This is a genomic window from Microbacterium sp. DT81.1 (genome assembly GCF_049844955.1).
Lineage (GTDB): Bacteria > Actinomycetota > Actinomycetes > Actinomycetales > Microbacteriaceae > Microbacterium.
Genome location: NZ_JBNCMA010000006.1, coordinates 176,875 through 201,622, shown reverse-complemented (window position 1 = coordinate 201,622; position 24,748 = coordinate 176,875). Strand labels below are relative to the sequence as shown.

At 69.3% G+C, this 24,748-nt stretch carries 21 protein-coding genes; 8 read left to right on the top strand and 13 right to left on the bottom strand.

What is annotated here, in order from left to right:
* Nucleotides 1-24 precede the first annotated feature (24 nt).
* Nucleotides 25-519 carry a recombinase family protein gene (locus ACLQ2Q_RS16795; protein WP_425821949.1) on the bottom strand — a complete coding sequence of 165 codons (495 nt, stop codon included), beginning with the start codon at nt 517-519 and terminating at the stop codon, nt 25-27.
* Between the two features lie 91 nt (nt 520-610).
* Entirely contained in the window at nt 611-1,654 is a 1,044-nt protein-coding gene (locus ACLQ2Q_RS16790) for a malate dehydrogenase (RefSeq protein WP_425821947.1), read from the bottom strand.
* Nucleotides 1,655-1,748: 94 nt separating this feature from the next.
* Between ACLQ2Q_RS16790 and ypfJ the strand changes: the two genes are divergently transcribed.
* On the top strand, nt 1,749-2,621 hold the full coding sequence (ypfJ, locus tag ACLQ2Q_RS16785; protein ID WP_425821945.1) for a KPN_02809 family neutral zinc metallopeptidase: 873 nt from the start codon (nt 1,749-1,751) through the stop codon (nt 2,619-2,621).
* On the top strand, nt 2,618-3,586 hold the full coding sequence (pip, locus tag ACLQ2Q_RS16780) for a prolyl aminopeptidase (protein WP_425821943.1): 969 nt from the start codon (nt 2,618-2,620) through the stop codon (nt 3,584-3,586). Before ypfJ ends, pip begins: the two co-directional genes overlap by 4 nt.
* 71 nt (nt 3,587-3,657) lie before the next feature.
* Here pip and ACLQ2Q_RS16775 read toward each other — a convergent pair whose 3' ends face one another.
* The 9 genes from ACLQ2Q_RS16775 to ACLQ2Q_RS16735 form a co-directional block, all read right to left on the bottom strand.
* Complete coding sequence (locus tag ACLQ2Q_RS16775; protein ID WP_425822326.1) at nt 3,658-5,346, bottom strand: GMC family oxidoreductase; 1,689 nt, start codon at nt 5,344-5,346, stop codon at nt 3,658-3,660.
* Nucleotides 5,347-5,429: 83 nt separating this feature from the next.
* Nucleotides 5,430-7,250 (bottom strand): aldehyde dehydrogenase family protein, encoded by a 1,821-nt coding sequence (locus ACLQ2Q_RS16770; protein WP_425821941.1) that lies wholly within the window; start codon nt 7,248-7,250, stop codon nt 5,430-5,432.
* 215 nt (nt 7,251-7,465) lie between these two features.
* Nucleotides 7,466-8,776, bottom strand: coding sequence for a kynureninase (locus ACLQ2Q_RS16765; protein ID WP_425821939.1), 1,311 nt, complete (start codon nt 8,774-8,776; stop codon nt 7,466-7,468).
* Nucleotides 8,766-9,740: a hypothetical protein gene (locus tag ACLQ2Q_RS16760; protein ID WP_425821937.1), complete on the bottom strand. Its 975-nt coding sequence runs from the start codon at nt 9,738-9,740 to the stop codon at nt 8,766-8,768. Before ACLQ2Q_RS16760 ends, ACLQ2Q_RS16765 begins: the two co-directional genes overlap by 11 nt.
* A gap of 3 nt (nt 9,741-9,743) precedes the next feature.
* The gene (gene kynA, locus ACLQ2Q_RS16755; RefSeq protein ID WP_425821935.1) at nt 9,744-10,604 is read right to left on the bottom strand and encodes a tryptophan 2,3-dioxygenase; all 861 of its coding nucleotides are present in this window, start codon (nt 10,602-10,604) and stop codon (nt 9,744-9,746) included.
* A 29-nt stretch (nt 10,605-10,633) separates the two neighbouring features.
* Complete coding sequence (locus ACLQ2Q_RS16750) at nt 10,634-10,897, bottom strand: glutaredoxin family protein (protein WP_425821933.1); 264 nt, start codon at nt 10,895-10,897, stop codon at nt 10,634-10,636.
* Nucleotides 10,894-12,114, bottom strand: coding sequence for a glycosyltransferase (locus ACLQ2Q_RS16745; protein ID WP_425821931.1), 1,221 nt, complete (start codon nt 12,112-12,114; stop codon nt 10,894-10,896). The genes ACLQ2Q_RS16750 and ACLQ2Q_RS16745 overlap by 4 nt, the downstream gene beginning before the upstream one ends.
* A 230-nt stretch (nt 12,115-12,344) precedes the next feature.
* A complete protein-coding gene (locus ACLQ2Q_RS16740) occupies nt 12,345-12,815 on the bottom strand; it encodes an adenylyltransferase/cytidyltransferase family protein (protein ID WP_425821929.1) in 471 nt (156 codons plus the stop codon).
* 147 nt (nt 12,816-12,962) lie between these two features.
* Nucleotides 12,963-15,641: a PKD domain-containing protein gene (locus tag ACLQ2Q_RS16735; protein ID WP_425821927.1), complete on the bottom strand. Its 2,679-nt coding sequence runs from the start codon at nt 15,639-15,641 to the stop codon at nt 12,963-12,965.
* Between the two features lie 403 nt (nt 15,642-16,044).
* On the opposite strand from ACLQ2Q_RS16735, the gene ACLQ2Q_RS16730 reads away from it, so the two are divergent.
* Together ACLQ2Q_RS16730 and ACLQ2Q_RS16725 are read left to right on the top strand one after the other, a co-directional pair.
* Nucleotides 16,045-17,607: a hypothetical protein gene (locus ACLQ2Q_RS16730; protein WP_425821925.1), complete on the top strand. Its 1,563-nt coding sequence runs from the start codon at nt 16,045-16,047 to the stop codon at nt 17,605-17,607.
* A gap of 346 nt (nt 17,608-17,953) precedes the next feature.
* Nucleotides 17,954-19,375: a hypothetical protein gene (locus ACLQ2Q_RS16725; RefSeq protein ID WP_425821923.1), complete on the top strand. Its 1,422-nt coding sequence runs from the start codon at nt 17,954-17,956 to the stop codon at nt 19,373-19,375.
* A gap of 48 nt (nt 19,376-19,423) precedes the next feature.
* On the opposite strand, the gene ACLQ2Q_RS16720 is transcribed toward ACLQ2Q_RS16725, so the two are convergent.
* The gene (locus ACLQ2Q_RS16720; protein ID WP_425821921.1) at nt 19,424-20,353 is read right to left on the bottom strand and encodes a glycosyltransferase family 2 protein; all 930 of its coding nucleotides are present in this window, start codon (nt 20,351-20,353) and stop codon (nt 19,424-19,426) included.
* Entirely contained in the window at nt 20,350-21,369 is a 1,020-nt protein-coding gene (locus tag ACLQ2Q_RS16715; RefSeq protein ID WP_425821919.1) for a glycosyltransferase, read from the bottom strand. Before ACLQ2Q_RS16715 ends, ACLQ2Q_RS16720 begins: the two co-directional genes overlap by 4 nt.
* A gap of 111 nt (nt 21,370-21,480) precedes the next feature.
* Here ACLQ2Q_RS16715 and ACLQ2Q_RS16710 point away from each other — a divergent pair, with 111 nt between their 5' ends.
* The 4 genes from ACLQ2Q_RS16710 (at nt 21,481) to ACLQ2Q_RS16695 (ending at nt 24,748) form a co-directional block, all read left to right on the top strand.
* On the top strand, nt 21,481-22,215 hold the full coding sequence (locus ACLQ2Q_RS16710; RefSeq protein WP_425821917.1) for a CDP-alcohol phosphatidyltransferase family protein: 735 nt from the start codon (nt 21,481-21,483) through the stop codon (nt 22,213-22,215).
* Nucleotides 22,212-23,126, top strand: coding sequence for a glycosyltransferase (locus tag ACLQ2Q_RS16705; protein ID WP_425821915.1), 915 nt, complete (start codon nt 22,212-22,214; stop codon nt 23,124-23,126). Before ACLQ2Q_RS16710 ends, ACLQ2Q_RS16705 begins: the two co-directional genes overlap by 4 nt.
* A complete protein-coding gene (locus ACLQ2Q_RS16700; protein WP_425821913.1) occupies nt 23,123-23,980 on the top strand; it encodes a hypothetical protein in 858 nt (285 codons plus the stop codon). The genes ACLQ2Q_RS16705 and ACLQ2Q_RS16700 overlap by 4 nt, the downstream gene beginning before the upstream one ends.
* A gap of 165 nt (nt 23,981-24,145) precedes the next feature.
* Nucleotides 24,146-24,748: a DUF4352 domain-containing protein gene (locus ACLQ2Q_RS16695; protein ID WP_425821911.1), complete on the top strand. Its 603-nt coding sequence runs from the start codon at nt 24,146-24,148 to the stop codon at nt 24,746-24,748.

Below are 24,748 nucleotides of genomic sequence, written 5' to 3'. Positions count from 1 at the left end.
GCAGGGGGTCCGGGCCCTTTTCCTCTAGCGCCCGGTGTCGTAGAGGTGCGGGCCGCCGTGGCCGAGCACCTTCACCACGATGCCGCGGCGGTGCAGTTCGGCGACGGTGCGCGTCTCCTCGTCGATGTCGCGTCCCAGCGCGTGCACGCTCGTGACGACGAGAACGTCCCCGGAGCGGACCGTGCCGAAGAAGCGGCTCAGTCGGTCCTCCCACGTCTCCAGGATGTCGGGCGCCGGATGCCGGAACCCCTCGATCGGGACGCCGAAGCGCGTGAGGTCGTCGCGCTGCTCCACGACCGGCGGCATGCCGTCCCGAGCCACGACGAGGCCCACGAGACGGGACCCGGCGGGACGGGCCTGCCACCAGTCGCGGTCGCGCTGCAGCTCGACGAAGCACTTGGGGCAGTCGGCCGCCGTGTGCGGCAGGTGCAGCGGGCTCGTCTGCAGCCCGGGTTCGGAGGAGTGATCGTGCGGGGCGTGCCGCGTGGCGGCATCCGTCACGCCTGCTGTCTCGCTCATCCGCGCTCCTTCGTCCCCTCTATTGTGCCTGGCGTGGCGACACTCTGTAACCGAGCCGGGGCGGGGAGACCGCTGCGAGCGGGACGACCACTCAGAGGACGCCGAGTTCGCGCACCGCGTCGCGCTCGGCCGCGAGTTCTGCCACCGATGCGTCGATGAGCCGTCGCGCCCGGTCGTCGATCTCGAGCCCCTCGACGATCTGCCAGCCGGTTCCGTCGCTGCGGACGGGGAACGACGAGACGAGGCCCTCCGGCACGTCGTACTCGCCGCGGGAAATCAGACCGGCGGATGTCCATCCCTCGCCCGTGCCGTGCACCCAGTCCCGCACGTGGTCAATCGTCGCGTTCGCGGCCGAGGCGACGGACGAGGAGCCACGAACCTCGATGATCTCGGCACCTCGTTTCGCCACGCGCGGCAGGAAGGTGTCGTCGAGCCAGGCGGCGACATCCACGTCGAGCCGCTCCGCGAGCGCGTCCGTCACCGCTCTGCCGCCGACCGTGGCGTGCGCGACGTCGGCGAACTGCGTGGCGGAGTGGTTGCCCCAGATGGTGACGTTCCGGATGTCGCCGACCGGCGCGCCGAGCGCTTGGGCGAGCTGGCCCTTGGCGCGGTTCTCGTCCAGCCGAATCAGGGCCGTGAACCTGCTCGGATCGATGTCGGGGGCAGAGGCAGCGGCGATCAGTGCGTTCGTGTTCGCCGGGTTGCCCACCACGACCACGCGCACATCGTCCGCCGCGTGCGCGCCGAGCGCGGCACCCTGCGGCCCGAAGATCCCGGCGTTCGCGGCCAGCAGGTCGGCACGCTCCATGCCCGGACCACGCGGCCGCGCGCCGACGAGGAGCGCGAGGTTGCACCCGTCGAAGGCAACGGCGGGGTCGTCGGTGATCTCGACGTCGGCGAGCAGCGAAAAGGCGCAGTCCTGCAGCTCGAGCGCCGCACCCTCTGCCGAGCGGAGTCCCTGCGGGACCTCGAGCAGGCGCAGCCGCACCGGCACGTCAGGCCCGAGCATGTCTCCCGCGGCTATGCGGAACAGCAGGGCGTAGCCGATCTGCCCGCCGGCTCCGGTGATGGTCACGGTGGTCGGTATCGACCGTGTGGTCGGGGTGGTCCCCGCGGTCGGAGGAGTCGCTGCCATGCCCCGAGCCTAGGCGCGTGTGCAGAGTATAGACATCCGCGGCCCGTCGCGGAGCCGCCTGACGATCACAGCCGGCGTCAACTACCGTGGGGCCATGACGTTCAATGAGAACGCCAATGTCGGGGGAAACAAAGCGCGGCGCCGTGGGCGCGGTGCTGCGGTCGCCGGCGGCGGCGTGGGAATCGTGGGGATCGCCGTCCTGCTGATCAGCATGTTCACGGGTGTGGACCTCACAGGCTTGGTCGGTGGTGGCGGAGCACCCCAGCAGGAGCAGACCGGCGGTTCCGAGATCGCGAACTGCGAGACGGGCGCCGACGCCAACGCCAACGACGCTTGCCGGCTGGCGGCGGCATCCCTCGCCATCGACCAGTTCTGGGCCGAGAACGTCGAGGGATATCGCGAGCCGGAGCTGATCATCGTCGACGTCGAGACGGGCACCCAGTGCGGCACGGCATCCAACGCCACCGGCCCGTTCTACTGCCCCCCGGAGGAGAACGTCTACGTCGACCCGACGTTCTTCGCCCTCCTGCGCGATCGCTTCGACGCCACCGCCGGCCCGCTCGCCCAGCTGTATGTGCTCGCCCACGAGTACGGGCACCACGTGCAGAACATCACCGGCATCATGCAGCAGCACCCGGACAACGGCACGGGGCCGGACAGCAACGGCGTGCGCACCGAGCTGCAGGCCGACTGCTTCGCCGGCGCCTGGGTCGGGGCGATGACCGAGCAGGAGGACGAGGCCGGCGTGCGCTTCCTCGAGCCGCCGACCCGTCAGCAGATCGCCGATGCGCTCAACGCCGCCGCGAGCGTCGGCGACGACCACATACAGGCGGAGACCAGCGGCGCCGTCAACCCGGAGGGCTGGACGCACGGGTCGAGCGAAATGCGTCAGCGCTGGTTCGACGAGGGCTACGACAACGGCATCCAGGCGTGCGACACCTTCGCCGTTCAGGGAAGCAGCCTATGACCGAGGCGGATGCGCTGTACCCCCCGATCGAGCCCTACGACAGCGGCATGCTGCTGGTCGGCGACGGTCACCGGGTCTACTGGGAGTGCAGCGGGAATCCGCACGGCAAGCCCGTCGTGTTCCTGCACGGGGGACCCGGTGCGGCGACCTCGCCCTCGCACCGCCGGCTGTTCGACCCGGCGAAGTACCGCATCGTCCTGTTCGACCAGCGCGGATGCGGACGCAGCACGCCGCATGCGGCGGGGCCGGATGCCGACCTCCGGTACAACACGACGTGGCACCTGGTGGCCGACATCGAGCTGCTCCGCAAGAACCTCGGCATCGCGCGCTGGCAGGTCTTCGGCGGCTCGTGGGGCAGCGCACTGGCACTCGCCTACGCGCAGGCGCACCCCGAGAACGTGACCGAGCTCGTGCTGCGGGGCATCTTCACCCTGCGGCGCCACGAGCTGGAGTGGTTCTACGAGGGCGGCGCCGAGGCGATCTTCCCGGACCTCTGGCAGGACTTCGTCGCTCCGATCCCGGTATTGGAGCGGTCCCGCCTGATCGAGGCGTACCACCGGCGGCTGAGCGATCCCGACCCGGCGGTGCACGTGCCGGCGGCCGTCGCCTGGAGCACGTGGGAAGCCTCCACATTGACCCTGCGGCCGGATCCCGACCTGGTGTCGAAGATGGCCCAGCCGCACGCCGCGACGGCGTTCGCGCGCATCGAGAACCACTACTTCATGCACGGCGGCTGGTTCCGCGAGGGCCAGCTGATCGCGGATGCAGGGAGGCTGAGGCACATCCCGGCCGTGATCGTGCAGGGACGTTACGACATCTGCACGCCGATCATGACCGCGTGGGACCTGCATCGTGCCTGGCCGGAAGCGGAACTGGTCGTGGTGGATGACGCGGGCCACTCCGTCACGGAACCGGGCATCGCCGCTGCGCTGGTGGCGGCCACGGACCGCTTCGCCTCCGCCTGACCCGCCGCGCGCTTTTGGCTCGGCGGCTCGGTGTTAGCTGCCCGGTGCTCGGAGTGAGGTAGGAGGTGGTGCTATTCGTGCACGCCCCGGATCAGGTCGGCGGCGGCCTCTCCGATGACGATTGCGGGCGCGTTCGTGTGGCCCCGGATGACGGTCGGCATGACCGACGCGTCCGCCACGCGCAGTCCTTCCACGCCGCGAACGCGCAGCTCGGGGTCCACCACGGAGGCGTCGTCCAAGCCCATTCGCGCCGTGCCGACGGGGTGGTAGAGAGTGTGCGAGTACCGCCGGATCGAGAGTTCGGCCCGCTGCTCGGGCGTGAGCTCGTGTCCGTCGGTGGGCAGCACCCAGCGGCCCGTGGTGAGAGCGCCCAGCGCGTCAGTGGCGATGATGCGCTCGCAGATCGCGAGGCCGGCGAGCAGCGTTTCGGCGTCGACGCCGTCGGGATCGCTGAGGTAGCGCGGGTCGATGAGCGGCTTCGCCACCGGATCCTTCGAAGCCAGCCGGATGGTGCCCCGGCTGCGGGGTTGCAGCAGGATCGCCGCCACCGTCAGCCCGTGCTCGGGTGCGGGCACGAGGCCTTCTCCGACGTAGGGGACGGGGGCGAAGAGGATCTCGATGTCGGGGAGGTCCGCCGGCATCCCCGTGCGGTCCGCCATCTCGGTGCGCACGAAGCCGATCGCCTCCGCCACGTTGGATGTCAGCATCCCGCGACGGGACGCGAGGTACCGCGCGAGTTCGGTCGGGCGGCCGGCGTCGAAGAGCGTGCCGCCCTTCGCCTGCGGCGCGAGTCCTGCGACGAGGTGGTCCTGCAGGTTCTCGCCGACCTCGGGGCTGTCGACGATGACCGGGATGCCGTGTTCGGCGAGGTGCTGGGCCGGTCCGATGCCGCTCAACATCAGCAGCTGCGGGGTGTTGATGGTTCCACCGCACAGGATCACCTCGCGCCGTGCGACGGCGTGCCTGCGGACCCCGCCGACCTCGACGTAGACGCCGGTGGCGCGGGGGCTGTGCGTATCGGGCGAGGCGCCCTTCGTCTCGGTCGCTTCGCTCCCTCGCTCAGGGACCGCTCCACGGGACGACGTGCCTGCACGCCCCTCGAACGTCACGCGTCGCACGTGCGCGCCGGTGAGCACGCGCAGGTTCGGCCGGCGGCGCGCCGGACGAAGGTACGCATCGGCGGTGGATGCCCGGCCGCCACGCCTTTGCGACACCATCGTCTGCGAGAAGCCCTGACCCTCGGGCAGGTTCGCGGGCGTGACGGGAAAGCCCGCCTCCCGCGCCGCGTCGAGGAAGGTCGCCGTGGCCGGCCGTGGGTCGCGTTGGTGCTCCACCGACTGAGGACCGTCTGTGCCCTGTGTCGGATCCGTCGGGCCCTGGGTGCGCTCGACTCGCTGGAAATACGGGATCAGCGACTTCCATGACCACCGCTCTCCCGCGGTGTGCGCCCATCCGTCGTAATCGGCCGCGAATCCGCGCACCCACATCATGGCGTTCAGCGACGACGAGCCCCCGAGTGTCTTGCCCCGCGGCCAGTAGACGGTGCGGCCTTCGAGCTGCGACTGGGGGACGGTGTCGTACCCCCAGTCGTAGATGCCTCGGAAGAGCTTCGAGAACGCGGCCGGCACGTGCAGCTCGAGCTTCGTGTCCGGACCTCCGGCCTCCAACAGCAGCACGGAGACGGTCGGATCCTCGGTGAGGCGCGCGGCCACGGCGGCGCCCGCAGACCCTGCGCCGACGACGATGTAGTCGGCGGTCAGCCCGTCGCGTCCGAACGGCCGGGCAGCGGCATCCCGTCTCGTCGTGCGGGCCGCGAGCGGATTGGTGAGCCGCCGCGAGCGGCTCACGCGCGGAACGCCTTGGCGAGTGTCCCCGCAAGCCGCACGAGGCTGCCGTCCATGCGGTAGCGCGCGAAGCCCTCACTGACCTCGGAGCCGGTGCGCGAGGTCACGAACCACGGTGGCTTGGGCAGCAGGCCGCCCTTCGACACGCTCCGCGTCCGGATCATCGTCGGCAGGGAACGCGGGAACGGACGGAAGGGACCGCGAGCCACCGACCGCTCCACTCCGGCGAGGAGGAGAGCGTTGTGCACGACTCCGATGCCGCTGCCGACATCGTGCAGGGTGCCGCCGGGGAATCCACCCCATGTCAGCACCGGAGTCAGGTAGTTGAAGGCGGTCCAGGTGTTGATCGCGATACCGCCGTACCGAAGGTCGGCGATGGCGCGCTCGAACCCGTCACCCAGCGCCTTCTGCGTCGCGGGGTCGATGAGGACGTTGGCGCCGAGGCTGCCGGTGAGCTTATCGTTGGCGTGCGCCACCGCCGCGTCGACGAACTCCTGTCCGAGTCCCGGCAGTTCCATCACTCCGAGCACAGGGGAGAAGTACTCCGTCCCCTCGAGTGCCGAGGCGTCGGCGCCGCCCTCGAGGTGGACGAGCGCACGGGTGCGATCCGAGAACCATTCGGCGTCCGGGTAGGCGGATGCCGCGGCCTGGAGCTTCTCGTCGGCCCGGGGATACCAGACCGGGCGTGCCGGCGCAGCCGCGTACGCCTCACGGAGCGCCCCCAGGAAGGCCTCGCGCTGCGGCCACTCCGACGAGAGGAGGACGACCTGGGCGGCGACGCAGTTGTGGCCGCTGTTCTGCAGCCGCATCGTCACCACGTGCTCCGCCTGGAAGCGCAGGTCGGCGTCCGTCCAGACGCCGGGAACCACGATGATCGGCGACACCCCGCCGAGCTCGCTGGTGATCGGGGTGCTCAGCTGGGGGCTGTCCTCGGCGCGGCGCCTCTCCGCCTCCTCACCCGTGCCCCACACGATGGCATCGAAGGTCGTCGCCGAGCCGGTGATGTGCACGTGATCGATGCCGGGGTGGGCGGTGAGGTACTCGCCGACGTCCGGCCCGCCGGAGACGATGCGCACGAGACCGGGCTCGATCAGCGGAGCGAGGGCACGCTCGAACACCGGGATCAGGGGGTCCATCGTGGGGTTGAGCTTGAGGAGCGCGACGCGGTTGTTCGCGAGCAGCTCGTAGAGCACGTCGAGCACGGGGATGGAGGTGACGTTGCCGGCGCCGAGTACGAGGCCGACGCCGCCCGACGCTGTGGGGTGGCGCTGTCCGAGCCCCGCCGTCGCGCGGACCTCGTCGAGCGTGAGGCCTGGCGCCATCCAGATCTCGCCGGAGAAGCCGGACAGCAGAAGCGAGTCCATCGGCTTCGCGGGGAAGACATGCGCTCGGATGCCACCGGTCGGCGCTTCATCCACGCGCAGGCCGTCGAGCGGATTCCCGCCCTTCTGCAGAGTCTTCAGCGTCTGCTCATAGGCGCGCAGCGAAACGAGGACCGCGTACGGTCCGCCGAGCCACTCCTCGCCGCGCAGGGGGTGACCGGCCGGCACGCCCTTGAGGTCGGATGCGGCATCCGCCCATTCTTCTGCGACAGCCGACACCGTCGCGTGCAGTCGCTCGAGGAGCCGCCCCCGCTGCCCGAGGGTCAGGTGGCTCCAGATGCGCGCGCCCTCGCCGAGGGCGGCGAGGGCGGCATCGACCTCGGGGTGGGCGCCGGACGGGTTCCCGCCGGATGCGACGACCCCCGGGTCGGATGCTTCGGATGCGTGCGGGGCGGACGCGGAAGCGTGCGGGGCGGAGGCCTTCGCGGCGGGGGTCATGGGCGCTCTCCTTCGGGCGGTTGCACCAGCATACGTCCGGCTCGGGAGCGTCTCGTTCGCCCTGGATGCGGCTCCGGCGCTCCGTCGGATCCCTCATCGCGGCGGGTGGGCGTACGCCGGATCAGGTGACGGGGGCGGCCTCAGGACGTTCGGCGAGGAATGGGCCTGATCTCGAGCACATCGCCTGAACCGGCGTACGCGCGGGGCCCGGCTCCCTATTCCAACGCGCCGCGGACGGCCCGCATGCCCTCCAACGTCTCGGTGAAGCTCGTGGAGAGTGGCGAGAGGCCGATGCGCAGACCGCCGGGGTCGCGGTAGTCGGGGATCACGTCCTGCTCCCACAGCCGCGCCGTCACCTCCCGCATCCGCGGGTGGGACAGGGTGATGTGGCCTCCGCGCTCGCCCGCACCCCGCGGAGACGCGAGCGTCACTCCGAGCGGCGCGAGGAGCGCATCGGCGAGGCGCACCGCGAACTCTGTGAGCGCCACCGACTTCTTCCGGAGTGCCTCGATCCCGACCGTCTCGATCAGCCGAAGCGTGTCCTGCAGGGCGAGCATCCCGACGATGGGCGGCGTGCCGGAGAGGAACCGGCGCATGCCTTCGCCCGGTGCATACGAGGGTCCCATCGCGAAGACGTCCGCCGCACCCATCCACCCGTGGATCGGCTGGGCGAGCGCCGACTGGTGCCGCTGCGCGACATACGCGAACGCGGGCGAGCCGGGGCCGCCGTTGAGGTACTTGTAGGTGCAGCCGACGGCGAGGTCGAAGCCCCACGCGTCTGCCTCGATGGGCACCGAGCCGGCCGAGTGGCAGAGGTCCCAGAGCACGAGTGCCCCTGCGTCGTGGGCGATCCGGGTCAACGCGGCCGCGTCCGCGAGGAACCCCGACCGGTAGGCGACGTGGCTCAGCAGCACCACGGCGGTCTGGGGACCGACGGCCTCCCGCAGGAGTTCGGGGGACACCCCGGCTGCGCGATCGACCTCGACCCACCGCACGCGTCCGCCCCGTTCCGCGGCGATGCCCTCGGCGAGGAACCGATCCGTGGGGAAGTTGTCCCGGTCGATGACGATCTCGACCCGCCGGGGATCCTCCGCGGCGCAGGAGTCGAAGGCCGCCCGCAGCAGCTTGTAGAGCAGCACGGTGGTCGAGTCGCCGATCACGGTCTGCCCGGGGGCCGCGCCGAGCGCGGTCCTCCCGATCGCGTCGCCGATCAGGAACGGCAGCTGCATCCACGACTCGTCCCAGCCGCGGATCAGGCGGCCGCCCCACTCTTCGCGCACGAACGTCTCCAGTCGCGCGGCGGCGCTGCGCGGCGGACGGCCCAGCGAGTTGCCGTCGAAGTAGACGAGTGACGTCTCGGAGCCCACGAATTCGTCGCGGAGGGAGCGGAGGGGGTCGGCCGCATCGAGCGCCGATGCCTCGGCCGCGAGCTCGGAGGCGGATGGGATCTGGCCCGCTGTGGTCAGGTCATCTGTGGTCAGGTCATCTGCAGTCAGGTCGCCGGTGGTCAGGTCGTCAGTGGTCATCGTGCACCAGCTCCTCGGCGGGAAGGACCGTCGCACCGGCGAGCCAGCCGGGGACGGAGTCGAGATCGGTGGGCGGATGGCCCGGAACGAAGGTGGCGACGGCGTTCGAGCGCTCGGGAAAGGGCCAAGGGTCGCTCAGCGCGGCGATCAGGGCGGCGCCGCGCACGCCCGCCGCGTGCAGCCCGTCGAGCTCTCGCACGTTGACACCCACCGGCTGCGCGCCGTTGCCGAGGTCGGTGCCGTAGAGCAGCCGGCCGCCGTCGGAGACGAATCGGGCGACGTTGTCGACGGCATCGGCCGCGGCATCCCCGTCATGGATGCTCAGCGTCGAGATCCAGCGCTGCGACGACGCGGCGCGGCGCACGAGCGACTCGTCGAGCCGCTCGCTGAAGGGAGCGTGCGCCAGCACGTCGACGCCGGCCTCGACGGCGCGCTCCGTCATCCCTTCGCCTTCGACGTGCGCGACGACGGGAAGCCCGTGGCTGCGCGCGGCGGCGACGATCGCCCGCAGCAGGGCCGGTTCCGGCACCGGACCGGTCGAGGCGTTCAGCGTGACCTTGACGACCGATGCCCCGAACGAGGCCTGCTCGTCGACCGCCGTTCCCGCCCCTCCGGCGACACCGGGAACAAGCGACGGGTCGGACACCTCGCGCACGATGGCATCCGGCGCCCACGAGCGTCCGACGGGGTATCCGCCCACGGCGGTGAGGAACGCGCCCGCGTACGCCGCGCGGGGCATGTGGTTCTTGGGGCGACGTGCGAGCTCCACGGGGTCTCCGCCGAGGTCGAGCACCGCGGCGATCCCGTGCGAGAGCAGCGTGCGCTCGTCGATCAGATGCAGGTGGACATGGTGGTCGACGAACGGCGGAAGCACCACGCCGTGGTCTCCGCTGATCGCCCGACGGCAGAGGTCGGCGTGGGGTCCGAGAAGCTCGCGAAGGGCGAACGCATCGAGCCGCCGCATGGGTCAACCGGGAATCTCGGTGCGGACGGCGAACAGCTCGGGGAAGAAGGTGAGTTCGAGCGCTTTCTGCAGGAACGGCACCCCGCTCGATCCGCCGGTCCCCGTCTTGAACCCGATGATCCGCTCGACGGTCTTCAGGTGCCTGAACCGCCAGAGCTGGAAGTTGTCCTCCAGGTCGACGAGCTCCTCGCACGTCTCGTACGCGGCCCAGTGCTTTTGGGGATCTGCGTAGATGCCGGCGAAGACCGACACGAGCTCCGGCACATATGTCCAGGCGAGGGTGACATCCCTCTCCAGCACTTCGTCGGGGATGGCGTAGCCCTCGCGCGCCAGCAGGCGCAGGAACTCGTCGTACAGGCTCGGCGCCTCGAGGCTCGACCGCACGAGCTCGCGGGCGGCGGGTTCGGCGGAGAACACCCTCAGCATGCCGACGTTCTTGTTGCCCAGCGTGAACTCCACCGCACGGTACTGCGCCGACTGGAATCCGCTCGCGTTGCCCAGCACTCCGCGGAATTGGCCGTACTCGGCAGGCGTCAGCGTCGCGAGCACCGACCACTGCTCGGTGAGCGTTCGCTGGATGTGCTTGACCCGGGCGATGCACTTCAGCGCCGGTGCGAGCTGATCCTCGCGCAGGTAGCGGCACGCGCCCGACAGCTCGTGCAGCACGAGCTTGAGCCACAGCTCGGTCGTCTGATGCTGGATGATGAACAGCAGCTCATCGTGGTGCTCGGGCGAGCTCAGGGGATGCTGGGAGGCCAGCAGCGTCTCGAGATCGAGATAGCCGCTGTAGCTCATGCGGTCGGAGAACTCGGTGACGACCGATTCCTCGATCGTCCGCGTATTGCGTTCGACGCCCTCGCTCACCACGTCAGCCTAGTGAGTGCGGCGAGGCGTTACAGCACGGCCAGCTCGCGCAGCTTCGACTCCACGTCGGCGTTGCTCGGCTCCACGTGGTGCGAAGCGTCGGGGTAGACGACGACGGGGATGCGGGTGCGCCCGGAGATCTCGCGGGCCACGTCGGCCGCCGCGGGGTCCGTCTCGAGGTCGATGTAGGTGTAGTCGACACCGAGTCCATCGAGCTGCTTCTTGGTCCGGCGGCAGTCGCCGCACCACTCGGCGCCGAACATCGTGATCGTCTCGGGGGTGGGAGAAGTCATCCCTCAAGCCTAGGCGCGTGTTGCTGAGCGGTCGCCGAGTCCTCCGCAAGTCGGTACTCGATCGGCACCTCTTCGTCCGTGTCGACGTGCTTACTGGGGGCGTAGACCACGAGCGCATGGAACACGAATCGCACCGCGAACGCGAGAACGAGGGTCACCGCCGCCGCCAGCACGCTGGGAACGTGCGCGGCCTCGACCAGCACGTAGATGAACGGGATGCGGATGAGTGCCTCGGCGTTGTTGAACGCGAAGGACTTGAGGAACCTATGCCGCATGCGACCGCTCGATGAGCGGAGGTCGTGGAAGACGAGGTACTCGAGCAGCAGGAAGTTGCCGATGATGGTGAACTCGCTCGCGACGACCGCAGCCCAGATGTACTCGACGCCCAGCTGAACGAGGAACCACATGATCGCCAGGTTCGCCACGGCGCCGAACCCGCCGACGAGCGCGAAGGCCGACATCCGCCCGAAGCGCAGCACCGTGAGCTGTGTCAGGAACCGCAGTCCCTGCGCCACGGAGGCCTTGGACGCTCCCGCGTACCGCGCCCCGAAGTCGAACGGCACCTCGGCGATGCGCAGCTGGCGACGGGCGAGGATCTCGAGCAGGATCTTGAACCCGCGCGGTTCGAGTTCCTCGACGTCGACCGCATCGCGGTCGAGGAGGAAGAATCCGGTCATCGGGTCGCTGCAGTCATGCAGCTTGCGGGGGAACATGGCCCGCGTGACCATCCTGGTGAGGCGCGAGACGGCCGTGCGCAGCCAGCCGGCCAGCCCGAGCGATGTGCCTCCGCTGGCATACCGCGAGGCCACGACGATGTCGACGTCGCCCTGGCCGGCGCGCGCGGCGAGTTCGCCGATCTTCTCCGGTGGATGCTGCAGGTCGCCGTCCATGACGAGGCACCAGCGGTAGCGCGCGACCAGCACGCCGTCGATGACGGCGCCGCCGAGCCCGCCGGTGGGCACGTCGCGATGAATGAGCCGCACGGGCAGAGTGGATGCCGCTGCCGCCGTCGCGATGATGTCCGGGGTGTCGTCGGTGGAGTCGTCGACGAAGATCACGTCGAGCGTGTGGTTCCCGGTACTCGCCTCGAGCCTGCGCAGCAACTCCGTGACGTTCGGACCCTCGTTAAGGGTCGGGATGATGACGGAGATTTCCAGGACCGTGCTCCGGATGTCGGCGGTGGCGGTGTGGCGCTGAAGCCGGAGCGCGCGCCACATTGCCGGGCTCTCAGCGTATCGTGCGGCCTCGGGCGCCAGCCGAGCGCCGGCTATGAGATGCCCAGGAGACCGCCGTGGTCTCCGGTGTGAGACGGCCCCACCCCGACCGGGGTGATGACACCCGCCTGCACCGGGGGAGTGCAGAGGGCGATCGCGGGGTGGGGCCGTTGAAGCGGAAGCTCGTCGCCCCAGACGGCGAGCTTCCGCCGGCTTCCGCCGGAGGCGGAAGATCAGTGCCGAACGGCGAGGGCGCCGTCGGCGAGGTCCTTGCTGCGGTCGAGGTTCGACATGACATCGAGCGCCCGCCGCAGCGCGGTGCTCGAGGTGTGCACCGTGTACGGGAAGTAGACGATCTCGACCCCGACGGCGGAGAACTCCCGTTCCAGGCGGTCGCCCTTCGCGGTCCCACGCCAGTCGTCACCCTTGAAGAAGTGGGTGAAGCCGACCTCTTTCCAGACGTCGAGCTTGTCGGGGACCGTCTCGATGTGGACGTCGTCGACGTAGCGGATATGCCGCACGATCTCGGCCCGCTCCGCTGTGGGGATCACGGGCTCGACGCCCTTCACCGCCCGCAGCATCTCATCGCTGACGACACCCGCGATCAGGAAGTCGCAGTTCTCCTTCGCGTGACGAAGGATGTTGAGGTGCCCGACGTGGAAAAGGTCGAAAGCACCCGCGGCATAGCCAATGCGCTGAGCCATTGTTTGTGAGCCCCCAGAACTCGTGAAGCGATCCCCATCGCTGATTCCCCAGTGGCGCCCCGTGACAGATCAACGGGACGCATTCCGCACTATACCGCCTCAACCCTGGCGCAGCATCCCAGATTCGGAACCGACGCAATCCCGGTTTCAGGGCACCGCGTTGACCACGATGTCCTCGACGCTCACCGTCACCGGGCCGTTGGTCGTGGACGAGCTGACATACGCCCCCAGTCCGAGTGCACCGGTCCCCTGCAGGGCGCTCGTGCTGTCCGTCGCGACAGCCTGCCAGGCGGCAGGCTCCGGCGATCCGTCGAGCCACACCTTCGCCCGCAGTGTCGTCGGCGAAGTGGCCGTCGCCTGCGTCCTGATGTGGAGTTTCGCCTGTTGCGCCGGAACCGTGAGCCCTGCGAGGGCGCCACCCGCCAGAGCCGTTCCGTCTCTCATGAGCTGCAGCACGGCGGAGCCGTTGGCGTTCAGGCGCACCCTGGCGCCGTAGACAGCAGAGCCGATGACTCGTGTGTTGACCAGGAAGTTCAGGTACTGGTTGGGGAGCTTGTCGAACGACACCACGGCCTGCACGTCGACGTCGGATGACGCGACCTGCGCGAGGGTGGCGGTCAGCGTGGATCCCGCCGTCGCAGAGAATCTCCCGGCTCCGGAGGACACGGAAGTCTTCGCAGCGGAATTCACCGTCCACGGACCCCCCGCATCCGCCGTGCCCCAGCCGGTCGCGACGGTGCGCGAGAAGGCATCGGCGGCGATCGCGGATGTCGGCGGCGCGGACACCGTGACGGTCTGCGTCGACGATGCCGACGCCCCGTCGTCGTCCGTCACCGTGAGCGTGACCGGATACTGTCCCGCTGTGCCGAAGGTGTGAGAAGCGGTCTGCCCGGCCTTCACCACGCCGCCGAAGCTCCAGGAGCGGGACACGATCACGCCGTCGGAATCGGTCGAGCCCCCGGAGTCCGTCGACACGGTCAGTCCGGATGTCGTCGCGGTGAAGGCTGCGACGGGCGGTACGTTCGCCGGCGGCGGAGTGGAGCCCACCCCGACCGCCGAGAGGTTGTCGTACCCGACATTCACCGGGCCGTTCGTGGCCGTTGCCCAGAGATACGTGCTGAGCCGCACCGACCCGGCGGACTGGAGGGCGGGTGTCGCGTCGGTCACGGTGTAGTTCCACGACGTCGGCTCCGGGGCGCCCGCGGGCCACACGCGCACGCGGAGAGTGGTCGGAGAGGTGCCGAGGGTGTCGACGCGGACGGAGATCGGCGATGACGGACCGATGGAGCCCGCGACGGAGCCTCCGCCGAGCACGGTGGCGTCGCGCATGAGCTGAACGGCGACGGTCCCGTTCGAGTTCAGCCGGAGCCGGGCTCCGTACGAAGCGGTGCCGACCACTCGCCCCATGACGGTGCTCGTGAGCACCTGGTCGGCGAGCTTGTCCACCGACACGGTCGCGGCGACCGACGTGTCCGTCGACGAGATCGCGCCCAGCGTGGCGTTGAGCGTGGAGCCGGCGGTCGCCATGACGCGGCCCATCCCTCCCGAGACCGAGAACTTCGTGGTCGAGTTCACGGTCCACGCCCCGCCCATCTCGGCGGTCCCCCAGCCCGACGCCGTCGTGCGCGTGAACGTGTCCTGGGCAAGCACCGGCGGGGCACTCGAGCCGGCGGTGAACGACCAGGTCGGTCCGCGCGTCACGGATGTGCCGTCGTCCACGGTCGCGTACCAGTCGAACACGGTACCCGCGGAGAGCGTTGGGGCGGCGAGCCGCGCGGTGCCACCGCTCGGGACGGTCACGGTGCCCAGAAGCGGCGATTCGACCGGCGGTGCGGTCATGTCATAGCTCCAGGCGAACGCGCTGTCGGCATCCGTCTCGCGCGTACCCAGCCACGGCGAGTAGGTCGTCGCGGTGACCTCGTCGCGTGCGGGGCTGAAGGTGTAGTAACGGAGCCAGCCGTCTCCGCCGTTGGGGCGGCCCTGATAGTCCGACAACGCGGACTGCACCTGGCGGCCGCAGGCGTTCGCGTCGCTCCGGTTCGCCTCGCCGTCCAAGCCGTCGGTGAAGTGACCGTTCACGACGAGGAAGATCTGGCAGTTCGGGTACACCAGCTTCTGCCAGAGCGCCGCGCCGCTATTGCCAGGAACGTCCGTCCGCACGACCTGCGTGCTGAACGCACCCGCCACATTCACGAAGCTGTGGGTGGCCAGGATCGCCCGGCGATCGGGGTGGGCCGAGAGGACGCGCTGGGCCCACGCCACCACATCGTCGGGCGCGTTCAGTTCGAGGCTGAGCAGCAGGAAGTCCATCCCGCCCGCGGTGAAGAGTGAGTAGCTGTTCATGTTCCGCCGGTCGACCGGGTCGGGCCCGAACTGGCTCTGCCCGTAGTACCCGCCGTATCTGGCGGTCGGCGAGTTCCATGAGGCCGCGCTGTAGCGCGAGACCGGGAAGTTCGCGTCGTATCCCGCGAAGGCGCCCGTTGCCAGGTCGAAGTCGTGGTTGCCGGGGACGACGGCACTGGGAACCCCGCCGTCGTCGAGGATCTTGTACGCGTTGTTCGCCCGCGACCACTGAGCGGCCGACGTCTGGTTGTCGACGATGTCGCCGACGCCTGCGACGTACGCCAACGACAGACGGTCGCGCTCCGCCACGATCCACTGCAGCTGACTGTTCAGCACGGGCATGTTCGCCGTGGTCAGGATGTAGTTCTGCGTGTCCGGCAGCACCATGAGGGTGAAGTCGGAGCCTGAGGGGCTGCCCGGGCCACGTGGCGCGCCGTGGAACGAGACCTCGACCTGCGCGTCATCCGGGTCGGTGGCGGTCACCGATAACGACGTGCCGGGCGCCGCCGTACTCCCGTTCGCGGGTCCCACCAACGTCGGCGGAGGAGGTGGCGCCCCCGCCGCGCTCGCCGGAGCGGGAACGGACATCGCAAGCGCGACGATGAGAAAAAGGCCGAGATATCGAGCACGCGACGTCGGGTGCGAGCGCATCGATCCACCTCCCCAGGAGATCGAATGAATGCCTCAACGTAACACCGCGAGGGCCGGTGGCATAGGGAAACCCGCGTCCGCCGTTTGTGTCGACGGTGTGTCAGGGGGATGAGATTGCTCTCAGGCAATAGATTCCGGGTCACGATTTGGTTACTCTTACCACATCCCCCTCGCCCGTGCGCGGCCTGCAACCAGGCACCCCCCTTTACGCGTACCGATCCCCCAATGGTGGCTTGTGCATACTCGATCGTCCCTACCCAGAACCAACACAAAACCGATTCGCCGAAAGCGGATCTCGGCAGCAGTCGCGATCCTCTCCCTGGCGCTCGCGGGCGCGGTCGCGGCTCCGACCGCGGCGACCGCCGCGGAGTCCCAGACCCTCTCGCTGAAGCCCGGATCGACCAGTGTGGTCGCCATCGGTGGAAGCGGCACGGTCGGCTCAGCGACGCTGAGCTTCAACGTTCCGCAGCTGCCGAAATCCGGTGGCGGCCTCTACACCAGCGTTCGCGTTCGCTCGAACAGCGCCGGCGCGTACGTGCTGCAGTCCCGAGTGTTCCCGGACGGCACCGTCAATCTCTCTATCAAGAAGTCCACGCGCAGCGGTGGCGCCGAAACGCTCACCCCGATCGGCAACGCACAGGTCCTGCGGAAGAAGGCGACGCCCGGCGCGACGATCGACCTCCGTCTGATCGCGGACGGCAGCGCGACGACTGTTCTCACGGGCTACGCCAGGCTTGCAGGAAAGATCGTCAAGGTGAGCGCGATCGATTCGAAGGCTCCTCTCACCGCAGCCGGCCGTGCCGACTCGACCTTCTACGTCTCCTCGTCGACGCCCGCCATGTCGGCAGTGGTCAGCTACAAGGCCCAAACACTGTCCAACCCGGCGGCACCGGCGCCCGCTCCGGCACCGGCCCCCGCTCCTGCACCGGCTCCCGCTCCTGCACCGGCCCCCGCTCCTGCACCGGCCCCCGCTCCTGCACCGGCCCCCTCTCCTGCGCCGGCACCGGCGCCGCCCTCTCAGCGGCCGAACGGCTCGACCACGGGCGTACCGCGCGGCGTGGGCCTGCAGGTGTACAACGGCGATATCACGATCAACGAGCCGAACACGGTGATCGAGGGGCTCGAGGTGCGAGGGATCATCACCGTCAACGCGCCCGGCGCCGTGATCAAGAATTCGAAGATCGTCGGCACCTCCACCCCGCGCTCAGTGGGGCTTGTGAACAACATCGTCTCGGGCGCGTCGTTCACGGTCATCGATTCCGAGATCGCCGCCGCCGTTGAAGACCCGCTCTGGAACGGCATCTATGGCAGCAACTTCACCGCGATCCGGGTGAACGTTCACCGTGTCGTGGATCCGATCCGCATCTATGGCAGCAACGTCACCGTGAAGGACTCCTGGCTCCACGACTCCACCTACACCGAGAAAGACCCGTACCGTGACGGGACCCCGACTCACGACGACTCGGTTCAGATCCAGGCGGGTGACAGCATCCTCCTCGAGGGCAACCGCATGGAGGACGCCCACAACGCGGCGATCATGATCGGTCAGGACAGGAATCGCACTCGGATGAGCAACATCGTGATCCGCGACAATTACCTGCAGGGTGGCGCGTGCACGGTCAACATCGACCAGACGCCGGCCGTGGTCAAGCCGTCGTTGGTGGACAACGTGTTCGGTCCCAAGCGCAAGAGCGCGCCGTGTGCGGTGATCGCCCCGCACGCGAACGCCCCGGTCTTCTCCGGAAACATCTGGGAGGCGACGGGAAAGCCGATGAACACGTACATCGTCGCGCCGTAACGCTCCGAGCAGAGAACGACGGGCCGGATCCTCCTCTGAGGGATCCGGCCCGTCGTCATGTGAGCGAGCGCCATCATGACCGCGGATGAGGGCGGCGAGGTCTCCCGAAAAGACTGATCGATCGGTCGATTATGAGCCGAGCCCTGGTCGAAAATTAGACTTCTATCAGCAATTTTGTTGACGATCACGATTTGATTACGCTTGCAACAATCCCCCTCGTCCCTGCGCGGCTTGCCAACGCAAACACCCGCCCGCGCACCGAAACCCCCATTGGTGGCTTGTGCATACTCGATCGTCCATTCCCGAAATCAAACAGAAACCCCTCGGCAGAAAGCGGTTCGCCGCGATGATCGCGGCTCTCTCGCTCGCGGTGGCCGGCGCAGTCGGCGTCCCCTCAACCGCCACTGCGGCCGAGCTCCAGGTGCTCTCGCTCGAGCCCGGCTCCACCGACTCGGTGGCGATCGGCGGAAGCGGCATTGTCGGCTCCGCGACTCTCACGTTCAACGTGCCACAGCTGCCGGCGTCGGGCAGCGGGCTCTACACGAGCGTTCGCCTGCGATCGAACAGCGCCGGCGCATACCTTCTCCAGTCGCGTATCAGTCCTGATGGCACCGTGAAAGTGGCTCTCAAGAAGTCGACGCGCAACGGCGGTGTGGAGACGCTCCAGACGATCAGCGATGACCAGTTCCTTCCCTCCAAGGCCACTGCCGGTGCGGCGATCGACCTCCGTCTGGTCGCCGAAGGCACCACGACGACAACCCTCACCGGCTACGCGCGGGTGGCGGGACAGGTCGCAGAAGTGAAGGCGACCGATTCGAGCGCGCCCCTCACCGCTGCCGGCACCGCCGACTCGACGTTCTACGTCTCGACCTCGACTCCGGCGATGTCAGCGGTGGTCAGCTACACGGCTCAGACGCTGTCTTCGACCGCCGCCCCCGCGCCTGCACCGGCGCCGGCTCCAGCGCCTGCGCCCGCTCCACCGTCGGATTCCCTGGCCGGCCCTTCGAACACAGGCGTGCCCACCGGCGTCACCCTCACTGTTCACCAGGGCGACATCGTGGTGAAGCAGGCGAACGCGGTGATCGAGGGCCTCGAGGTCCGCGGTGTCATCGTGATCGAGGCCCCGGGCGTCGTGATCCGCAACACCCGTGTCGTCGGCGGTGCTGTTCCGGGCCGAGCAGGCCTCGTGAACAACGTCGCGTCGGGTCAGCCCTTCACGATCGTGGACTCCGAACTCGTCCCGACCGTCACGTCGCCCTATTGGAACGGCATCATGGGCAGCAACTTCACCGCGGCGCGCGTCGACATCCACCGCGTCGTCGACCCTGTCCGAGTGCTGGGCAGCAACGTCACGGTGCGCGATTCCTGGCTGCACGACAACTCCCACTATGTCAACGACCCGCTCTGGAATGGTGGTCCTTCCCACACCGACTCGATCCAGATCCAGGCCGGCACCAACATCGTGATCGAGGGCAACCGCATCGAGGGCGCGCACAACGCGGCCGTCCAGATCACCCAGGACACCTCGCGGACCCGATTGGGCACGATCAGGATCGCTGACAACTACCTGCAGGGCGGAGCGTGCACGGTGAACATCGCGCGCACACCCGCTTTCGTGCAGACATCCATCCTCAGCAACGTGTTCGGGCCCGAGCGAGAGTACGGGCACTGCGCGGTGATCGCGCCGACCTCCAACGCCCCGTCGCTGTCGGGCAACGTCTGGGAGGCGACCGGCCAGCCGATGAACGCCTACACGGTGCTCCCGTAGCCTTTTCTCGAAGAACGGCCCCTTCCTCGCATGAGGAGGGGGCCGTTCTCATTCCGGCCGGCGTCGCCGGCGGCCGTACTCGTCGTGCGCGTAACCGATGGATGCGGCGATCATCCCCGCCCCGCGATAGGCGGTGCGGAGGCCCCGCGCGCGGTGCTGCAGCGATCGCGTGAGGACGCCCCACACGCAACGGCCCGATCCGCCCACTACCCGGGCCGCTCCTCGGACGCTCGTCTTGACTCGTTCTCCGGCGCGGGCGCCAACCGACCCCGCGAGCGCGAGATCGACGCGGGCGGCGGTGTTTCCGAACCGGAACGCGCGCATGAGTACCCACGCACGGGTGAAACGCGCCGCTTCCTCCTGCTCGAGGACGACCGCATCCTCCGCCCACCGGATCGTCCCGCCCCGCGCGGTCAGGGCGCGGGTGAACATGCTGTCGCTCCCTCCCGTGAGGCCGAAGCGCTCGTCGAACCGGAGCGCGAGCGGGCGGATGCGGGTGAGATCGAGGAGCAGGTTGTTCGTGGCGGCCTCGCGCATCGACTGACCGTGTTCGCGCACCGGCCGGATGAACGCGCCGCTTGCCGCCACCCAGGGTTCGACGTCGTCCGGGAAGCGGGTGATCACGCGCCCGGCGACCGCGTGCGCGTTCGTCGCTCTGTGCATTTCGACGAGGTTGCGCAGCCAGTCGGGCTCCGGCAGCTCATCGTCATCCAGAAACACGACCGCGTCCGCGTCAGTGGAATCGTCCAGCGCACGGTTGCGGACCGCGGCTATCCCGGGCGTGCGCTCGATCACGTACGACACCCCGAAGCGGGCCGCCGCCTCCCGCCCGGACCCCGCCGCATCGTTGTCCACCACCAGCACCCTGTACCGGTCATCGCCCGCGGCGTTCAACTGGTCGACCTGCTGCGACACGATGGCCAGCGCGCCCTCGAGGGCCGCAGGACGTTTGAAGGTCGGGACGGCGACGACGATCACGATGCCGGTCGCCGATCGGCGGTGCGGCCGCGGCCGCGGGCGGCGAGGGCAGCCCGGTAGGCGGCGGCATGAGCGGCACCCGCGTCATCCCAATCGCGTCGCGACAGATCCGGGCGCCCCTGGCGAGGTTCCGCGGTTCGCGCGGCGGCCTCGAGCAGCACCTCCGCGGTGATTTCGCCGTCGAAGAAGTGCACCCAGCCCTCACCGACCTCTTTCGCGAGCGACCGCGTCGTGTCATTGTCGGGCACGAGGACCGGCCGGTCCAGCGACAGCGCCGCCAGCGCCGCACTGGAGTTGTGCATGTGCCGGTAGGGCAGCACGACGAGAGACGACGAGGTCACCGTTTCGACCAGCTCCTCCTCGGAGATGTAACGCAGTTCCACGCGCAGGGCCGGCACCCGCTGGGCCGCGCTTCGGGCCAGGCGCGCGATGGCGGGATCACTCGGCTTGCCGGCGACCGTGAGTCGCAGTTCCGGAGCGGTCGCCGCGCACTCCTCGAACGCAGCGATCAGCTCCTCCACTCCCTTGTACGGCTTGATGAGGCCGACATACGCGAGGTGGTGCGGCTCGACATCGGCCTTGGGTATGAGCGCGAACCAATCCCGGTAATGCCCGAGCGGGACGAGCGCGGACGGGATGCCGGACACCTCGGGCGTCGTCTCCGACAGCCGCACCCGCAGCGTGGTGCGGCGGTCGAGCGCCCGGAGGAGAAGTGCGTCAGCGCCTCGGTCTTCCCGCGGCGACACGTTGTGCACGGTCTGTACGACGGCGGTGCGCGCGAGTTTGAGCCGCACGACGAGCGCGAGCAGCGCGACGCGCTTGCCTCCGCGCGTGTACCATCGGCGACCCGCCAGGAGCGTGTCTCCCCAGTGCACATGGAACACGTCGTATGACCCCAGGAGCGCGGTGCGCCATGAGAAGGGCACGTGCTCCAGCTCGGGGGTGCGCTGCAGCGCGTTCTTCAGCATCACGATGTAGGGGTTGGTCGTGGCACGGGGGGCGCCGAAAGACTGCATCACCCTGATCCGACGCATCCCGCACCCCCCCAACAAACTGTAATGGTGCGCCGGACCGTCGGTGGACCGGCATACTTGCACGAAAGCACCGGTCATCTTGGGAGGGTCCGGGTGGAAACCATCTCGGAGACGTACGGGCGGCTGCGCGCGGCGCAGAAGGGTCGCGCGCGCGGCGCGCCGGCATATTCGGTCTTCGTGAACCGTCCCGTCGGGAGACTGCTCGCCGCGATCGCCTACCGTGTGGGGCTGACACCCAATCAAGTGACGGTGATCAGCGCGGCATTCACATTCGCGGGCATCGGCCTGCTCGCCGTCCTTCCCCCGACGCCTGCGCTCGGGATCATCGTGTGGTTACTCCTCGCACTCGGCTACGCGTGCGATTCCGCGGACGGACAGGTCGCCCGCCTTCGGGGCGGTGGGTCCCTCGCGGGCGAGTGGCTCGATCACTTCGTCGACGCGATGAAGATCTCCTCGCTGCACCTGGCGGTGCTCATCGGGCTCAGTCGCGTCGTCGGCGTCGGATCGGCGTGGCTGCTCGTGCCGATCGCCTTCACGGTCGTGGCCAGCACCACCTTCTTCGCGATGATCCTGAACGACCTGCTCAAGGGGAAGCGGGGGCTCGCATCGGCTCACACCGAGGGGGGCGCGAGCACGCTCCGCTCGCTCCTGCTGCTGCCCACCGACTATGGGGTCGTCATGCTCGCCTTCCTCGCCTGGGGATGGCCGCCCGCGTTCCTGGTGCTTTACACGCTGCTCCTGACCGCTGCTACGCTCTTCCTTCTGCTGGCAGCCGTCAAGTGGTTCCGCGAGATGGTCCGCATCGACCGCGAGACCGCAGTGAGATGACGGCCGGTGTGCCGGCGGTCCTCGTCGTGAGCTACGGCTCGCACCAGCTGGTCGCCGAGAACCTCGCGCGCACCGTCCTTCCGGGCGGCGCGCTGATCGCGGTCGTCGACAACTACACGACCGACCAAGAGCGCGCGGCGATGGTCGAGCTGGCGGATCGGGAGGGCTGGCACCTCGTCGGCCCCGACCGCAATCTCGGCTTCGGGTCCGGGATGAACGCCGCGGCTGCGCGCGCGGCCGAGCTCGGTGCAACCTCCTACATCCTGCTCAATCCCGACGCGTACGTCGTCGGAGACGGCGTCGCGACGCTGGCGGATCGGGTCGCCGCCGACCCGTCGGCCGTCATCTCGCCCCTGGTCGTGCGTCCCGACGGCACCCATTTCGCCTCCGCGATGGAATTGGATCTCGACACCGGGGCGGTCCGGCGCGTGCGCAAGGGGCGCCGGTTCGACCGCTCGGCGCTCTGGCTCAGCGGTGCGTGCCTGGCGGTCAGCCGGGAGATGTGGGAGCGGATCGGCGGATTCGACGAGGACTACTTCCTCTACTGGGAGGACATCGACCTCTCGGTGCGTGCGGTTGCCGCAGGGGCCCGGCTGGAGGTCGCGACCGACGTGAAAGCGGTGCACAGCGCGGGCGGCACCCAATCGGTCGCGGAAGGCGGGAAGTCCTCGGTGTACTACTTCTACAACGTGCGCAATCGGCTGGTCTTCGCCGCCCAGCACCTGGAGCCCGACGCACAGCGACGGTGGCGGCGCGGCTCCATCCCCGCGGCCTGGGCGATCCTCCTGCGAGGTGGACGCCGCCAGCTGCTGCACCCCCGGCGCACGATCGTGCCGGCGTGGCGGGGCACGGCATCCGGACTCGCGTACATGCGACGGCGCGCTCGGTCGGCGAGCGGGGTGATCTCGTGAGCAACGGCCGCGTGATCGCGTTCACCGGCAAGTACCACGGCCTCGGCAACCGGCTGCGGGTGACCCTCGGGGCCCGCTCGCTCGCCCGGTGGGCGGGCCGCGACTTCGCCTACACGTGGCCGACCGGCCGAAGGTTCGGCGCGCGGTTCGACGAGCTGTGGAAGTTCGGCGAGCGCCGCATCTCGCCGACATGGTCCCGGATGCTCTCACTGCGGCACCCTTATCGAAAGGCCGACCTCGATTGGCTCGACGACGCGGGATCCGATCGCACGTGGCAGATCCGCACCGCGCACGCCCTTCACCTGCCCGACGGCGCAACGCCGTGGGGCGAGGAGCTGCAGTCCCTCGAGCCGGTGGACGTCATCGCGGACCGCGTGCGCGCGTTCCGCGACCGGCACCTGGCGGGGGAGCCGTACATCGGGGTGATGGTGCGGGCTCACCCCGTGTCGAACGTGCAGACGCTCGAGCACTCACCGCTGCACTGGTACATCGACCGGATGCGCGAGCTGCGGGCCGAACGACCGGGTGTCCGCTTCTTCCTGTCGGCCGACGCCGAGCCTGCGCAGGCCGAGGTGATCGCCGCGATCCCGGGGACGGTGGCGCTCGATGACAAAGGCGGGTACAACACCAAGGCAGCGCTGGTGTCGTCGGTGGTCGACCTCTACCTCCTGGCGGGGGCGGGGCACCTGATCGCCCCCCACTATTCGAGCTTCCCGCACGTCGCCCAGAAGCTCGCAGGTCCCGGCCTTCTCCTCGAGACGTCGATGACCGGGCCGGAGACGCGACTCGAGGGCCGCGAGACTCTCCCCATCGCCGCGGATCCCCTGCGGCCATGGAGTCGGACTCCCGACTGAGCGGGCCCCGTCCTCGGGAGATCCTGAGTTTCGCGTCTCAACCCCCTGCTATAGTCGGTCCCGGGGAATGGCGGACGCCAGCGGGAACTGGCGTCTGCATCACATCGGGGAACAGCCGATCGCGCATGGATGCGCGGCGACTGAACATCATCTGGGGGATGAGCAGTGGGGAAGCGATCGACGCTGAGGCGTCTGGCTATTCGATTCAGCGCGGTGGCGGCCGGAGCCGCCCTGTGCGCAACGGCGTTCACGGCGTGCTCGGCAGAGCCGCAGGCGCAGCCCGGAACGCAGAACGACGATCCGGTGCCGACCGCCACCGTCCCCGCGCCGAACGGCGGCTCCGTCGAGGAGACCGTCGCACCGGTCGATCCCGGTCCGACGCAGGACGCGGAGCTCGGTGAGAGCGCCGACCTCGACGACGGCGTCTCCATCACGGTGAGCGAGGTCGAGCCCCTCGAGGTCGAGGCGAACACGCCGGGCGAGATCGCGGGCCCGGCGGTGGCGTTGACCATCAACGTCGACAACGCCTCCGACGAGACCATCGACCTGAGCACGGCCATGGTGTCCGTGACCGGGTCGGGCGGCTCCTACGGTCAGGCCACCACCTCGGAGCCCTTCAGCCCGTTCATGGGCTCGGTCGAGCCGGGTGCCGCCGCATCCGGCGTGTATGTGTTCAGGCTTCCCGCCCAAGAGCGGGATGCACTTCAGGTAAGCGTCGAGTACGTCGCGGGTGCACCGATCGCCCTCTTCGTCGGCTCTGTCGAGTAG